Here is a 16,189-nt window from a genome sequence, read left to right on the forward strand (position 1 = left end):
CCGACCAATGGCCGATGGACGCGTGCGCTTCGCCCTGTGGGCGCCCAGTTGCCATCAGGTGGAAGTGGAACTGCAAAATGGCCGGCTGCACCCGATGCAGGCACAGGATGACGGTTGGTTCGTGTTGCTGCTCGACTGCCCGAGCGACACCGTTTATCGCTACCGCATCGACGGACGGTGGCCGGTACCGGACCCGGCCTCACGTCGGCAGATCGAGGACGTGCATGGTTTCAGCCAGGTCATCGATCACTCGAGCTATATCTGGCATCACCGCGACTGGAATGGTCGGCCCTGGCACGAGACGGTGCTGTATGAGCTGCATGTCGGCCTGTTCGGTGGTTTTCAGCAGGTCATCGAGCATCTGCCGCATCTGGCCGACCTCGGGGTCACCGCCTTGCAGCTGATGCCGCTCAATACCTTTTCTGGGATGCGCAACTGGGGTTATGACGGCGTTCTGCCGTTCGCCCCGGCCAACGCCTACGGCACACCCGATGAACTCAAGCAACTGATCGACAGCGCCCATGCCTGTGACCTGATGGTATTCGTCGATGTCGTCTACAACCACTTCGGCCCGGACGGCAATTATCTGGGCCTGTATGCGCGGCAGTTCTTCCACCAGGAGCGCATCACGCCCTGGGGCGCCGCCATCGACTTCAGCCGCCCGCAGGTGCGCGACTTCTTCTGCGAGAACGCCTTGATGTGGTTGCTGGACTATCGCGTCGACGGCCTGCGTCTGGACGCCGTGCACGCCATCGATGATGACGAATTTCTCAAGGAGCTGGCGGCGCGCGTGCGCTCGGCGCTACCGCAGCCGCGCCACGTGCATCTGGTGCTGGAAAACGAGCACAACGCCGCACAGCTGCTGCGCGAGGGTTTCGATGCACAGTGGAACGATGATGGCCACAACACCCTGCATGCCCTGCTCACCTTCGAGAACGAAAGCTACTACGCCGATTACGCCCAGGCGCCGACCCGCAAGCTGGCCACCTGCCTGGAACAGGGGTTCGTCTATCAGGGCCAGGCCAATCGCCATGGCCAGCCGCGCGGCGAACCCAGTGCCGATCTGCCGCCACATGCCTTCGTGCTGTTTCTGCAGAACCATGACCAGGTGGGCAACCGCGCCTTCGGCGAGCGCCTGACGCTGCTCTCCGACCATGACGCGCTGAAGGCCGCCACCGTGCTCCTGCTCCTGTGTCCGATGGTGCCGCTGCTGTTCATGGGTGAGGAATGGGGCAGCAAACGGCCTTTTCTGTTCTTTACCGATTATCACGATGAGCTGGCCAACGCCGTGCGCGAAGGGCGGCGCAACGAGTTCACCGATTTTTCCCAGTTCAGCTCAGCGCACAGCCGCGAAGCCATCGCCGATCCCAATGCCGAGGCCAGTTTCCAGCGCTCACAGCCGGATCTGGCGCCGGCACTGGAGCCGCAGCAACGCGAGTGGCTGGCCTTCTATCGCGGCCTCTTGCAGGTGCGTCACAGCCGTCTGCTGCCTGGACTGGAGCAGGCACGCAGTCTCGGCGCGCAAGTGCTGGGCGACGGCGCCGTACTGGCGCGTTGGCGTTTGGGTAACGGCCCGGCGCTGAGCATCGCCGTCAATCTAGGCATCAGCGCCGTGTCCCTACCCTCGCCTGCCACACAGGGCGAACGCCTGTACACCCTGCGCATCGACGATGCCGACCTGCGTCAGGCGCAATTGCCGCCGCGCAGCGCCCTGGTCACCCTGGAGCCCGCACGATGAGCGATCGACTACTGGCCGAACTGGCGCAGGCAGCGGATCTGAGCATCGACTGGATCGATGCCTACGGGCAGCCACAGAGCGTGACCCCGCAAGCGCAGCGCAACCTGCTGGAGGCGCTTGGTTATCCGGCGCAAAGCCCTGAGCAAATGCGTGAAAGCCTCAGCTCGTTGGTGCACCGCCCGCATGGGCCGGAAGATTCCAGCCTGCTGCTTCAGGACCAGCACCAACCACTGGCCCTGACCCTCTACCCGGCAAAAAGCCCCTATCGGCTGACCGACGAGCACGGCAATGTCGATGAGGGCCGTCTCGACCATGACGGCCAGTTGCCCGCGCAACAACAGCCTGGCTATTACCAGTTGGAGATTCGCGATACCCGGCATGCGCTCGCGGTGGCACCGGCCGCCTGCATGTCGGTCCAACAGCTGTGCGGCAAGCCGCGCATCTGGGGGCTGACTGCACAGCTCTACGGGCTACGTCGCAACGGTGATGGCGGCCTGGGCGATACGCTGGCGGTGGCGGAACTAGCCCGGCATGCCGCCAATCACGGCGCCGATGCCATCGGCCTGAGTCCGGTTCACGCGCAGTTCAGCGCCGATCTGCACAGCTACGGTCCCTATTCACCGTCCAGCCGGCTGTTCTTCAACACCCTGTACGCCGCCCCCGTCACCCTGCTCGGCGAGGAACGCGTCAAGCACGCCATTCAGGCCGCCGGACTGCACAGTGAAATGACCCGCCTGGAGGCGCTGGAGCTGATCGACTGGCCGGCCGTGGCCGCTACTCGCCAATGCCTGATGCGCCAGCTGTACGCGGATTTCTGCCACAACCCCGGCCAATTGCAGGAACGCTTCGAGGCGTTTCGCACCGCCGGGGGCGATGCGCTGCAGCAGCATTGCTGCTTCGAGGCCATTCATGCGCAACGCCTGCGCGAAGGAAGCAGCGGCGACTGGCGCACCTGGCCGGAAGCGCTACGCAGCCCGAATCAGGGCGCCGTGACCCGTTTTGCCATCGAACACACCGATGAGCTGCGTTTTCACGCCTTCTGCCAATGGCTGATCGCCCATGGTCTGGAGACCGCGCAGGCCACTGCCAGCGGAGCCGGCATGGGCATCGGGCTGATCGCCGACCTGGCGGTGGGCGCCGATTGCGCCGGCAGCCAGGCCTGGTCGCGCCAGGACGAAGTGCTGCCGCAGGTCACCGTCGGCGCCCCGCCGGACGTGCTCAATCGTCACGGGCAGAACTGGGGCGTCGCCGCCTTCTCGCCGCAGGGGCTGCGTCAGCACGGTTTTCGCGCCTATATCGAGATGCTCCGGGCCAATCTGGCGCATGCCGGCGGCATCCGCATCGACCATGTGATGGGCCTGCAGAGGCTGTGGGTGATCCCGCAGGGCGCGCAGTCGCAGCACGGCGCCTACCTGCGCTACCCGCTGGATGATCTGCTACGCCTTCTCGCGCTGGAATCGCACCGCCATCGTGCCCTGGTGATCGGCGAAGACCTCGGCACCGTGCCCGAGGGCCTGCGCGACAAACTCGCCGCACGCAATATCCTCGGCACGCGGGTGCTGCTGTTCGAGCAGGACGACCTCGGCTTCGTGCCGGCCGAAGGCTGGCCCGGCAATGCCCTGGCGACCACCACCACCCACGATCTGCCGACGATCAAGGGCTGGCTCGCCGGCCGCGATCTGGAATGGCGGGTGCGCGTCGGGCAGCGCGACGCGCGGCTGCTCGAAGGCGATCACGCCGAGCGTGCTGGCGAGCGTGTGGCGCTGCGCCAGCTGTTCGAGCGTCAGGACATGGTGACAGGGACGGATGACGACGCCAGCCTGCTGGCCTGCATCGAGCACATTGGCCGCACGCCGGCGCCACTGACCCTGTTGCCGCTGGAGGACGCCTGCGGTCTGGAGCAGCAGCCCAACCTGCCCGGCCCTGGCGACATCCACCCGAACTGGCGGCGACGCTACCCGCTGGCGGCCGGCGAACTGCTGGCACAGCCAGACACCAGCGAGCGTCTGGCCTGCCTCGATGGCGCACGCCGGGAGGCAGGCAATGACTGAGTTGCGCGCCACGCTGCGCCTGCAGTTGCACAAGGATTTCACCCTGCATGACGCGGCAGCCCGGGTGCCGTACCTGGCCCAGCTGGGTATCAGCCACCTGTATGCCTCGCCGATTCTCACTGCTCGCCCCGGCTCGCAACACGGTTACGACGTGGTCGACCCCAGCCGGATCAACCCCGAACTGGGTGGCGAAGCCGCGCTGGTGCAACTGGTGCAAACCCTGCGCGCCCATGACATGGGGCTGATCCTGGATATCGTGCCCAATCACATGGCCGTGGGTGGCGACGGCAATCCCTGGTGGCTGGACGTGCTGGAATGGGGGCAAGCAAGCCCTTACGCAGCCTTCTTCGACATCCAGTGGCAATCCCATGACCCGTTGCTCAGCGGCCAGCTGCTGCTGCCCTTTCTGCGCAGCGACTACGGCGAGGCGCTGCGTGACGGCACGCTGGAGCTGGTGTTCGATGCCGGGCGCGGGCGCTTTCACGCGCAGCATTTCGAGCATCGCCTGCCACTGACACCGCCCAGCTACGGCACCATCCTGCGCAGCAGTGAGGATGCCGCGCTGCGTGAACTGGGCCAGCGCTTCGCCCGTCTGGACCACGCTGAAAACCGCCGCACACAGGCCGAACAGCTGTGCGCCGAACTGGCCGCTCAGGCGCACAAGGTGACGCCCCTGCTGGGCCATTTTCAGGGCCGCGACGATGCGGCGCAGCAGCGTCTGCACGCGCTGCTCGAATGCCAGCATTACCGTGTGGCCAGCTGGCGCACGGCGGCGGACGACATCAACTGGCGGCGTTTCTTCGACATCAACGAGCTCGGCGCGCTGCGCGTCGAGCACCGCCAGGTCTTCGAGCAGACGCACGCGAAGGTCTTCGAACTGATCGAGCGCGGTCTGATCGACGGCCTGCGCATCGACCACATCGACGGCCTGGCCAATCCGCGCGCCTATTGCAGCCGGCTGCGGCGACGTATCCGGCAACTGCGCGGCGACGCGCCCTTGCCGATTTTCGTGGAGAAGATTCTCGGCGCCGGTGAACGACTGCCGCAGGACTGGCCGGTGGAGGGCAGCACCGGCTACGAGTTCATGAATCAGGTGTCGCTGCTGCAGCACGATGCGCATGGCGAGCGGCCACTGAGCGAGCTGTGGCGAACGCAAAGCGGCCGACCGGCAGCGTTCGAGGAAGAAATCCGGCAGGCGCGCCGCCTGGTGCTGGAAGGCTCGCTGGCCGGTGATCTGGAGGAAGTCGCCCAGCGCCTGCTGCACGTCGCCCGGCATGACATCGCCACGCGCGACCTGACCCTCGGCGCGATCCGCCGCGCGCTGCGCGAGTTGATCGTGCACTTCCCGGTGTATCGCACCTATGCCCAGGCCTGTGGCCGTTCGCAGCAGGATCGGCGCTTCTTCCTGCAGGCGCTGGACGGTGCGCGACAGACCCTGGCCGAAGCCGACTGGCCCTTGCTGTCACATCTCGACGACTGGCTCGGCGGCGCCTTTCTGCGTGCACTGCCGCCCGGCCGTGCACGGCGCCTGCGAGCTCAGGCGTTGACGCGCTTCCAGCAGCTGACCTCGCCGGTGGCCGCCAAGGCCGTCGAAGACACCGCCCTGTATCGCGCCGGCGTGCTGCTGTCGCGCTATGACGTGGGCTTCGATGCCGAGCATTTCAGTGCCAGCGTCGAGCGTTTCCATCAGGCCTGCCGCCAACGTGCAGCGCAACACCCGCTCAATCTGCTGACCACCGCCACCCATGACCACAAACGCGGCGAGGACTGCCGCGCGCGCCTGGCGGTGCTCAGCGAGCGCGCTGCCTGGTATGCCGAACGTGTACGCAGCTGGCAACGACTGGCGCAGCCGCTGCGCAGCCGTCATCTGCAGCAGGCGCCGGATGGCGGCGAAGAGGCGATTCTCTACCAGGCGCTGATCGGCAGTTGGCCGCTGGGGCTGCAGGCGAATGATGACGTTGGCCTGGAGGCCTACCTGCAGCGCCTGCTCGGCTGGCAGCGCAAGGCGCTGCGCGAGGCCAAGCTCAATAGCGCCTGGAGTGCGCCGAACGACGCACACGAGACGGCCTGTGCCGACTTTCTGCGGCGCCTGCTATGCACCTCAGCCGGCTTGGCCTTGCGCACCGAGCTGGCGGCTACCGTCGCCGCAATAGCCCCTGCCGGTGCCCTCAACAGCCTGGTGCAATGCCTGCTGCGCATGACCACGCCGGGTGTGCCCGATCTGTACCAGGGTTGCGAGTTCTGGGATTTCAGCCTGGTCGACCCGGACAACCGCCGCCCGGTGGACTTCGTCGCGCGACAGGCCGCCTTGCAGGCCGAGCGCGAGCCAGCGGCCATGCTGGCCACCTGGCAGGACGGGCGCATCAAGCAATGGCTGATCCAGCAGGTTCTGGCGCTTCGTGCGGCGCATCCCGTGCTGTTCAGCCGGGGCGCTTATCAGCCTCTGCCGGTAACGGGCGCGCATGCCGCCCAGGTCGTCGCCTTCCTGCGTAGTCACGGCGACGAGCGTTTGCTGGTGATCGCGCCGCGCCTGGCTGCCGGCCTGCTCGCGGAGCACGACCAGCCACGTGTGCCTGCACGGCGCTGGGGCGACACCACCGTGGTGCTGCCCGGCGAACTGGGCGACCACCATGTCACCGGCCTGCTCACCCCTGGCCAGGTCGCAACGCACGAGGGCGTGCCACTTGCCGGCGCGCTGGCCGAGTTGCCGGTCAACCTGCTTCGCCTTACCCCTTGATCACAGGAGTCACGCCATGAATATCGATGAGCAGCGCATACGCGAGTTTGCCTTTCAGATCTGGGAATCCGAAGGACGCCCTCATGGCCAGGACGAGCGCCACTGGCAGATGGCCACCAAGCTGGCCGAAGCCGAGGCGCAAGCCCAGTCCACAGCCAAGCCGCGGCGCATCGGCAAGCCCAAGACCGTGCCGCTGAGCGAGGCCGAACAGCCGGCGCTGCTGAAGAAACCCCGTGCTCCGCGCACGCCCAAGACGCCGAAAGCCTGAGGACACCCCCATGCGCAAGCAACAGCGCTCACGCGTTACCGAAGGCACGCCGTTTCCGCTGGGCGCCAGTTGGGATGGGCTCGGGGTCAATTTCGCCCTGTTCTCGGCGCATGCCAAACGGGTCGAACTGTGCCTGTTCGACGAGCGCGGCGAGACCGAAATCGAACGCATCGAACTGCCCGAATACACCGACGAGATCTGGCACGGCTACCTGCCTGACGCACGCCCGGGCCAGGTCTACGGCTACCGCGTGTACGGGCCCTACGAGCCGGAGGCCGGGCACCGCTTCAACCCCAACAAGCTGCTGATCGACCCCTACGCCAAGCAGTTGGTGGGCAAGCTGCAATGGTCGGAGGCGCTGTTCGGCTACACCATCGGCGACCCGGCCGGCGACCTGAGCTTCGATGAGCGTGACAGCGCGCCGTTCGTGCCCAAGTGCAAGGTCATCGACCCCGCGTTCACCTGGAGCGAACAACCCAGCCTGCGCACGCCCTGGGATCGCACGGTGATCTACGAAACGCACCTGCGTGGCATCAGCATGCGTCATCCGGCGGTGCCCGAACATCAGCGCGGTACCTGCGCCGGGCTGACCAACCCCGAACTGTTGCGGCATATCCGCGAGCTGGGCGTCTCCAGCGTCGAGCTGCTGCCGGTGCACGCCTTCGTCAACGACCAGCATCTGCTGGAAAAGGGCATGAACAACTACTGGGGTTACAACAGCATCGGTTTCTTCGCCCCGCACCCGGCGTACCTCGCCAGCGGTCGCATCAGCGAATTCAAGGAGATGGTCGCACACCTGCACAAGGCCGGCCTGGAGCTGATTCTCGATGTGGTCTACAACCACACCGCCGAAGGCAACGAGCGCGGCCCGACGCTGTCCATGCGCGGTATCGACAACGCCAGCTACTACCGCCTGCTGCCGGATGAACGCCGCTACTACATCAACGACTCCGGGACCGGCAATACCCTGGACCTGAGCCATCCCTGCGTGCTGCAGATGGTCACCGACTCGTTGCGCTACTGGGCAACCGAGATGCGCGTGGACGGCTTTCGCTTCGACCTGGCGACCATTCTCGGGCGCTACGCCGATGGCTTCAACGAGCGTCACAGCTTTCTCGTCGCCTGTCGTCAGGACCCGGTGCTGAGCAAGGTCAAGCTGATCGCCGAACCCTGGGACTGCGGTCCCGGCGGCTATCAGGTCGGTGGCTTCGCGCCGGGCTGGGCGGAGTGGAACGACAAGTTTCGCGACAACGTGCGCGCCTACTGGAAGGGCGATCGTGGTGCGCTCGGCGAACTGGCAAGGCGCCTCACCGCCTCGGGCGATCTGTACAACCAGCGTGGGCGCCGGCCCTTCGCCTCGGTCAACTTCATCACCGCGCATGACGGTTTCACCCTGCGCGACGTGGTGTCCTACGACCACAAGCACAACGAGGCCAACGACGAGAACAATCAGGACGGCACCGACCGCAACATCTCCTGGAACCACGGCTGCGAAGGTGCGACCGACGACCCGTCGATCCGCAGCTTGCGCGTGCAGCAAATGCGCAACCTGCTGGCCACCCTGCTGTTCGCCCAGGGCACCCCCATGCTGGTGGCGGGCGACGAGTTCGGCCGCACCCAGCACGGCAACAACAATGCCTACTGCCAGGACAACGAGCTGAGCTGGGTGGACTGGACGCTCGATGGCGAAGGCCGCGAGCTGCTCGCCTTCTGCCAGCACCTGATCGCCCTGCGGCGAAGTTACCCGATCCTGCGTCGCCAGCGTTTTCTGGTGGGGCATTACAACGAGGAGCTGGACGTCAAGGACGTCACCTGGCTGGCCCCGGAAGGCGGCGAGATGAACGAGGACCACTGGCACGACGAGGAAGCGCGGTGCATGGGCATGCTCATGGACGGCCGCGCGCAGCCATCGGGCGTCAAGCGCAGCGGCGCCGATGCCACCCTGCTCCTGCTGCTCAACGCCGATCACCAGCCCTGCGAGTTCCAGCTGCCCGAAGTGCACGGCGGGCGCCAGTGGCGGTGCCTGGTCGATACGCATACCGCGCAAACGCTGCCAAGGCCCGTGCAGCAGGACGCCGTGGAACTGCCCGGGCGCTCCCTGCAACTGCTGGAGTTGCTGCGCTAAAAGCAGCCACGAAAAAAAAGCCTGAACCCTGCTTTCGCCTGCCAACTCGAAAAATACAGATGCTGGGACACCCCATGACGCTGCTTGAGCGTAGCGCCGGCGCTGGGCGCACGCAGCAAGTCCGCGTCAGCCCCCGGCAAAAGATCAGCCATACCGGCCCCCTGGCCGGTCTCGGGAGAGACTCATGAAAGCAGTGGTTTTCCATGCTATCGGCGACATTCGCCTGGACGAGGTGCCAGAACCCCAGGTGCAGGCCAGCACCGATGCCGTCATCCGCATCACCGCAGCGGCGATCTGCGGCACCGATCTGCACTTCGTGCGTGGCACCGTCGGAGGCATGCGCAAGGGCACCATCCTCGGCCATGAAGCCGTGGGTATCGTCGAGGCGCTGGGCAGCGATGTGCGCAACCTGAACATCGGCGATCGCGTCGTGGTGCCGTCGACCATCGCCTGTGGTAACTGTGCCTATTGTCGAGCCGGCTACTATGCCCAGTGCGATGAGGCCAATCCCAACGGCAAGGAGGCCGGCACCGCCTTCTATGGCGGGCCGGAAATCACCGGAGCATTCCACGGTCTGCAGGCCGAGATGGCGCGTATTCCCTATGCCCACATCGGCTTGGTGAAACTGCCCAGTGAAATCAGTGACGACCAGGCCATCCTGCTCTCCGACATTTTCCCAACCGGTTATTTCGGCGCAAAGCTGGCTGAAGTGGGCAGTGGCGACACGGTGGCCGTATTCGGTGCCGGCCCGGTTGGCCAGTTCGCGATCGCCAGTGCCAAGCTGCTTGGCGCCTCGCGCGTGTTCGCCATCGACCACCTCGCTGATCGCCTGGACATGGCGCGTCGTCAGGGCGCCGAGGTAATCGACTTCGACCGCGAAGACCCGGTCGACACCCTGCGCCGCCTCACCAACGGCATCGGTGTGGATCGCGCCATCGATGCCGTGGGCGTCGATGCGCAGTGCCCTGCCCATGGTCACTCCCCGCGTCAGCCAGAAGGTCATGAGTGGCAGCCTGGTGATGCCCCGGAGCAGGCCCTGCAATGGGCGGTAGATGCATTGGCCAAGGCCGGGACGCTGGCCATCATCGGCGTCTATCCGCAGCAGACGCGCGAGTTCCCCATCGGTCAGGCGATGAACAAGAACCTCAGCATCAACATGGGCAACTGCAATCATCGCCGCTACATCCCGCGATTGATCGAGATGGTCCAGGCCGGGCGCATCGACCCCGCGAAGATCCTCACCCAGGTCAGACCCATGAGCGACGCCATCGAAGCCTTCAAGGCCTTCGACCGGCGTGACAGCGGCTGGATCAAGGTGCAGTTGCAGCCGGCGAAGAACGACGCCCGCCACGGCAGCGAAGAGCAGGTGCACGGCGACGCCATGCTCGACCGCGCCATCGCCGAGGCCGACCCGTTCGGCGAGTCGCGTTCGAAAAAGCCCGGCAGCCTGTAAGCGAGCATCGCCGAAGATGAACAACAGCCTTGCCAAACCGGAGGTAATCATCGACCGCGTGACGCCGGTCAAGCGCCTGCGCGTGCTGACGATCAACGCGCACAAGGGCTTCACCGCACTCAACCGTCGCTTCATCCTGCCCGAACTGCGCAGCGCCGTGCAGGCTACCGGGGCCGACCTGGTGTTCCTGCAGGAAGTGCTCGGCAGCCATGCCCTGCATGCCAGACGCTTCCACGACTGGCCCAGCATGCCGCAGTACGAATTTCTTGCCGACAGCATGTGGCCGCAGTTCGCCTACGGGCGCAACGCCGTGTATCCGGCGGGCGATCACGGCAACGCACTGCTCTCGCGCTTTCCCATCCTCGAGTATCACAACCTCGACGTGACGGTCAGCGGCACCGAGCAGCGCGGTCTGCTGCATTGCCGTCTGGATGTTCCGGGGCAGGACGCCGTGCATGCGGTGTGCGTGCACCTGGGTTTGCGTGAGGCACACCGTCGTCAGCAGATGGTGCTGTTGCTGGATTTGCTGGCCACCTTCGAACCCGGCGCGCCCGTGATAGTCGCCGGTGACTTCAACGACTGGCGCCTGCGCGCGGATGATCTGTTGATGCCGCATGGCCTGCGCGAGGCCTTCGAACATCGCCACGGCAAGCCCGCACGCAGTTTCCCCGCGCGCATGCCGCTGCTGCGCCTGGATCGCATCTACACCCGCAACGCCACGGCGCATCAGCCGCAGGTGTTATCCACCCGGCCCTGGTCACACCTGTCCGATCACGCGCCACTGTCAGCGGAGATTCACCTGTGAGCGGCATATGGCGAGACGGCAACCAGGTGCGCCTGCTGATCAATGGCGAGGGCTATTACCCAAGGGTATTCCAATGCATTCGTGCCGCTCGCATCGAGGTGCTGCTGGAAACCTTCATCATCCACGAGGACAAGGTCGGGCTTGAGCTGCAGCAGGTGCTGATCGAAGCGGCGCGGCGCGGTGTACGCGTGGTCATCGCCGTGGACGGCTACGGCACTGCCGACCTGCAGCATGAGTACGTCGCGGCGCTGACTCGCGAAGGGGTCAAGATCCATGTCTTCGATCCCAGTCCCAGGCGCTTTGGCATGCGCACCAACCTGTTCCGCCGCCTGCATCGAAAACTGGTGGTGATTGATGGCCAGTGCGCCTTCGTCGGCGGCATCAATTATTCGGCCGATCACCTCAGCGACTTTGGCGAGATGGCCAAACAGGACTATGCCGTCGAGGTGAGCGGTCCGATCGTCAGCGATCTGCACGTGGCCATGCTGCGCTTGCTACGTCCGACCTTCAGCGAGCCGAGCCCGGCGCAGCCCTCCAGAGAACCGCTGGGCGAGGCGCGGGTGATGCTGCTGGAGCGCGACAACGAGCGCCACACCACCGATATCGAAGACGAACACCTGCGCGCCTTCGAATCGGCTCGCAAGCGCCTGGTGATCGCCAACGCCTATTTCTTCCCCGGCTACCGTGTGCTGCGCGCCTTGCGCAACGCGGCGGAACGCGGCGTACAGGTGACCCTGATCCTGCAGGGCCAGCCGGACATGCGTTGGGTCCAAGCCTTTTCCCGCCTGCTCTACAACTACCTGCTGCGCCACGGTGTGGTGGTCTACGAATACTGCCAGCGCCCGCTGCACGGCAAGGTGGCACTGGTGGATGACGAATGGTCCACCGTGGGCTCGAGCAACCTCGACCCACTGAGCCTGGCGTTGAATCTGGAGGCCAATCTGGTGATCCGTGACCGGGCCTTCAACCACTACCTGCATGAGCACCTGCGCGCGCTTTCTGCCGAGCATTGCAAGCGCATCGAACTGGAACGGGTGATTCGCGGCTACTGGTGGCGCGCGCCACTGGTGTTCCTGTGCTTTCACTTTCTGCGCCGGTTCCCGGCCATCGCCGGCTGGCTGCCAGCGCACCGAAAGAACCTGAAACCGTTGCAGCCAGCCGACAAGGCCGGTGGCTATGAGGAGGAAAAGACTGGATGAATGGTGCTCAGAACAACCCCTGGATGCGCTGGGGCAAACGCGCACTGACCTTGTTCTTCCTCCTGGCGGTACCGGCATTGCTGTACATGCTTGCGCGGAATCTGGACTGGGGCGAAGTGCGTCAGGCGCTCGCTGACTACAGCGCCCGGACCCTGCTGGTGGGCGCTTTGCTGAGCGGCGCCAGTTACCTGGTATTTGCCTGCTACGACTTGCTGGGCCGCCATTACAGTCGCCATCAGCTGCCGGCGCGCCAGGTCCTGCCGGTGGCGATGGTCTGCTACGCCTTCAACCTGAACTTCACCACCTGGATCGGCGGCGTGGCGATGCGCTACCGGCTGTACATGCGCCTCGGCCTGAGCGCTTCGACGGTGACGCGCATCCTCAGCCTCGGCCTGCTGACCAACTGGACCGGCTACATGGCGCTGGCCGGGGTGATCTTCTCCCTGCGTCTGGTGCAGTTGCCGGAAAACTGGGCGCTGGGTGTGACCGGTCTGCAGCTGCTGGGCTTCGCCCTGCTCGGGCTGGTCAGCGCCTATGTCGGTATCTGCGCGTTTTCCCGGCAACGCGTCTGGCATTTCCGGGAGCGCTCCGTCACCCTGCCCTCGTTGCGCATGGCCCTGCTGCAGCTATGCCTGGGCGCAAGCAACTGGGCACTGATGGCGGCACTGATCTTCTGGTTGTTACCGGAGGGGGCCGCCTACACCTCGGTGCTCGGCGTGCTGCTGATCAGCTGCATGGCTGCGGTGGTGGCGCATATCCCCGCTGGATTGGGCGTGCTGGAGGCGGTGTTTCTCGCCCTGCTGCAGCACCAGTACGGCCAGGCCAGCCTGATCGCCGCCCTGCTCGCCTATCGCGTGCTCTATTACCTGCTGCCGCTACTGCTGGCCAGCGCCACCTACCTGATGCTGGAAAAACGTGCGCGGGCAATGCGCAAGGGTGGCCAGGCACCGATAGAAACTCAGCCCGGCTGGCGAGAGCAAGCACCGCACTGACCCAGGGGGCGCCGGGCGCACCCTGCAGCCAACCGCCCGGCGGATGGCGGGAACTCGCAAGCGCGTTACCCAGGTCTATCTCACATCATTCAGCAAAACCGGAGGCATACCATGGCCAAGCCATTGCATCTGATCAGCTATATCCTGCACAACCAGCCGCACAGCGTGGAGGTCGAATCCGACCGCGAACAGCTCACGCCCCACCAGGCGCGCTTCTACCTCAGCGCCCTGCACACCTTCGAGTGGCCCAACGAGTTCACCGACGTGCAGGTCACGCGCATCCTGCATCCGAAGAAAGGCGGCAGCACGCCGGCGCACCGCGTGCAGCGCTGAGAGCCAGTCCGAGAGATTAGTCCCCTTCACGTCGTGGCAGCGGCACCTGCCAGATATCCCGCGCATACTCGGCGATGGTGCGATCGGATGAGAACCAGCCCATCCGCGCGGTATTGAGCACCGCCGAGCGCCACCATTGCTCAGGCCGCTGCCAGCGCTGATCGACTTGGCGCTGCGCGGTCCAGTAGGCGTCGAAGTCGGCGCAGACCATGAAGCGGTCTTCGTGCAGCAGCGAATCCACCAGCGCCACGTAGCGCGCAGGATCGTCCGGCGAGAACACCCCGGCGCGGACGGCGCCGAGCGCGGCCTCCAGCCGTTCCGAACCCGCCACCACATTGCCCATCTCCAGGCCCAGGCGCTGCCGGGCGGCGACCTGTTTGGCCGTCATGCCGAAAATGAACAGGTTCTCTTTACCGACCCGTTCGCACATTTCCACATTGGCGCCGTCCAGCGTACCGATGGTCAACGCACCATTGAGGGCGAACTTCATGTTGCTGGTGCCGGAGGCCTCCAGCCCGGCAGTGGAAATCTGTTCGGAAAGATCGGCTGCAGGAATGATGGTTTCGGCCAGGCTGACGTTGTAGTTGGGAATGAACACCACCTTGAGCAGCCCACGCACCGTGGGATCGTCATTGATGGTGCGGCTGATGTCGTTGGCCAGTTTGATGATCAGTTTGGCCTGGCGATAACTGGCCGCTGCCTTGCCGGCGAAGATCTTCACCCGGGGCACCCAGTCGGTGGTCGGATCGTTGCGAATGGCCTGATACAACGCCACGGTGTGCAGCAGGTTGAGCAACTGGCGTTTGTATTCATGGATACGTTTGACATGCACGTCGAAGATCGCCGCGGTGTCGAGAGTGATCCCCAACAATTGCCTAACCCGCTCGGCTAGCGCCTCCTTGTTGAGCTCGCGGCACAGCGCATATTCGTCGCGGAAATCCTGACGTTCGGCGAAGGGTTGCAGCGCCTGCAGATGATCCTCGGGGCGGTGCAGAACCTGCTCGCCCAATGCATCGACCAACAGGTGCGTCAGGCGCGGATTGACCTGAAACAGCCAGCGGCGGAAGGTGACGCCATTGGTCTTGTTGTTGACCCGGTCGGGATACAGCCGATGCAGGTCGCTGAATACCGTATCGCGCATCAGCTGCGTGTGCAGCGCGGAAACCCCATTGATGCTGTGTGCACCGAGGAACGCCAGGTTGCCCATGCGGACGCGGCGGCCGTGGTCTTCCTCGATCAGCGACACCGCGCGCAGCAGACGGAAGTCATGGATATCCTTGGCGCGCAGCGCATCGATATGCTCGGCGTTGATCAGGTAGATGATCTGCAGGTGCCGGGGCAGCAGGCGCTCCATCAGCGCTACTGGCCAGGACTCCAGCGCCTCGGGCAGCAGGGTATGGTTGGTATAGGCGGTAGTGGCCACCGTGAGCTGCCAGGCGCGTACCCAGGCCATCTGGTGCTGGTCGACCAGAAGGCGCATCAATTCGACCACGGCGATGGCCGGGTGGGTGTCATTGAGCTGGATCGCCACCTGCTGCGGCAGGCTTTGCAGGTCGTCGTGCAGGCGCAGATGGCGCTCGAGCAGATCCTGCAGCGAGGCGGAAACCAGGAAGTACTCCTGACGCAGACGCAGCTCCTGGCCGGCGTCGGTATCGTCGGCCGGATAGAGCACGCGCGAAATGCTTTCGGCACGCACCTCGCCGGCCACTGCACCGAAGTGATCGCCGGCGTTGAAGCGGTCGAGCTGCAGGTTCTCCTCGGCGCGCGCGCGCCATAGCCGCAGGGTATTTACCGACGCACCGCGCCACCCCACCACCGGCGTGTCGTAAGCGATGGCGCGTACCGTCTCCTGCGGCTGCCAATGCTGGCGCGTGGCGCCCGTGCCGTCTTCCAGTGTCGTCACGCCGCCACCAAACCCGATGCGGTAGGCCACCTCCGGACGCTCGAACTCCCAGGGGTTGCCGAAGTCCAGCCAGGTTTCGGTCTGCTCGGCCTGCCAGCCGTCGATGATCGCCTGGCGGAACAGACCATGCTCGTAGCGAATGCCGTAGCCATGCGCGGCAAGGCGCAGGGTCGCCATGCTTTCCATGAAGCAGGCCGCCAGACGCCCGAGGCCGCCGTTACCCAGTGCCGCATCCGGCTCCACCATGCGAATGTGCTCGAGTTCGACACCGAGCTCGGCCATGGCCTGGCGCGCCACGTCGAGCAGACCGAGATTGCTCAGGTTGTCCACCAGCAAACGGCCAATCAGAAACTCCAGGGACAGGTAATAGACGCGCTTGCTGCCCTGTCGCTGGACCTGGGTGGAGGACTCTTCCCAGTGGTCGATCAGGTGATCGCGGGTGGTCAGCGCCAGTGCCTCGAACCAGTCGTGGTCAAAGGCCTTGGCCGGGTCCTTGCCTACGGCGTAACGCAGCTTGGCCAGGATGGTTGCCTTGAACTGCGCGACTGCGCTTTCGCTCTGGTTTTGCGCTTCGCTCATCTATCC

General features: G+C 65.2%; 11 protein-coding genes. 10 read left to right on the forward strand and 1 reads right to left on the reverse strand.

The window, feature by feature from the left end:
• The first annotated feature begins 7 nt into the window (after nt 1–7).
• From treZ to ACN0X6_RS04910, 10 genes are all read left to right on the forward strand, one after another.
• Complete coding sequence (gene treZ, locus ACN0X6_RS04865) at nt 8–1,738, forward strand: malto-oligosyltrehalose trehalohydrolase (protein WP_417702552.1); 1,731 nt, start codon at nt 8–10, stop codon at nt 1,736–1,738.
• A complete protein-coding gene (gene malQ, locus ACN0X6_RS04870; protein ID WP_417702553.1) occupies nt 1,735–3,789 on the forward strand; it encodes a 4-alpha-glucanotransferase in 2,055 nt (684 codons plus the stop codon). Before treZ ends, malQ begins: the two co-directional genes overlap by 4 nt.
• A complete protein-coding gene (locus ACN0X6_RS04875) occupies nt 3,782–6,526 on the forward strand; it encodes a malto-oligosyltrehalose synthase (protein ID WP_417702554.1) in 2,745 nt (914 codons plus the stop codon). The genes malQ and ACN0X6_RS04875 overlap by 8 nt, the downstream gene beginning before the upstream one ends.
• A gap of 16 nt (nt 6,527–6,542) precedes the next feature.
• Nucleotides 6,543–6,794 carry a DUF2934 domain-containing protein gene (locus ACN0X6_RS04880; protein WP_417702555.1) on the forward strand — a complete coding sequence of 84 codons (252 nt, stop codon included), beginning with the start codon at nt 6,543–6,545 and terminating at the stop codon, nt 6,792–6,794.
• 10 nt (nt 6,795–6,804) lie between these two features.
• A complete protein-coding gene (gene glgX, locus ACN0X6_RS04885) occupies nt 6,805–8,919 on the forward strand; it encodes a glycogen debranching protein GlgX (RefSeq protein ID WP_417702556.1) in 2,115 nt (704 codons plus the stop codon).
• Between the two features lie 184 nt (nt 8,920–9,103).
• Nucleotides 9,104–10,372, forward strand: coding sequence for a zinc-dependent alcohol dehydrogenase (locus tag ACN0X6_RS04890; RefSeq protein ID WP_417702557.1), 1,269 nt, complete (start codon nt 9,104–9,106; stop codon nt 10,370–10,372).
• A gap of 16 nt (nt 10,373–10,388) precedes the next feature.
• Nucleotides 10,389–11,177 carry an endonuclease/exonuclease/phosphatase family protein gene (locus ACN0X6_RS04895; RefSeq protein ID WP_417702558.1) on the forward strand — a complete coding sequence of 263 codons (789 nt, stop codon included), beginning with the start codon at nt 10,389–10,391 and terminating at the stop codon, nt 11,175–11,177.
• A complete protein-coding gene (gene clsB, locus ACN0X6_RS04900; protein ID WP_417702559.1) occupies nt 11,174–12,376 on the forward strand; it encodes a cardiolipin synthase ClsB in 1,203 nt (400 codons plus the stop codon). Before ACN0X6_RS04895 ends, clsB begins: the two co-directional genes overlap by 4 nt.
• Nucleotides 12,373–13,368, forward strand: coding sequence for a lysylphosphatidylglycerol synthase domain-containing protein (locus ACN0X6_RS04905; RefSeq protein ID WP_417702560.1), 996 nt, complete (start codon nt 12,373–12,375; stop codon nt 13,366–13,368). The genes clsB and ACN0X6_RS04905 overlap by 4 nt, the downstream gene beginning before the upstream one ends.
• Nucleotides 13,369–13,479: 111 nt before the next feature.
• Nucleotides 13,480–13,701, forward strand: coding sequence for a hypothetical protein (locus ACN0X6_RS04910; RefSeq protein WP_017676873.1), 222 nt, complete (start codon nt 13,480–13,482; stop codon nt 13,699–13,701).
• 16 nt (nt 13,702–13,717) lie between these two features.
• Here the strand turns inward: ACN0X6_RS04910 and ACN0X6_RS04915 are convergent, their stop codons facing one another.
• Complete coding sequence (locus tag ACN0X6_RS04915; RefSeq protein WP_417702561.1) at nt 13,718–16,183, reverse strand: glycogen/starch/alpha-glucan phosphorylase; 2,466 nt, start codon at nt 16,181–16,183, stop codon at nt 13,718–13,720.
• Nucleotides 16,184–16,189: the final 6 nt, after the last annotated feature.

This window comes from Pseudomonas sp. (assembly GCF_048269965.1).
GTDB lineage: Bacteria > Pseudomonadota > Gammaproteobacteria > Pseudomonadales > Pseudomonadaceae > Aquipseudomonas.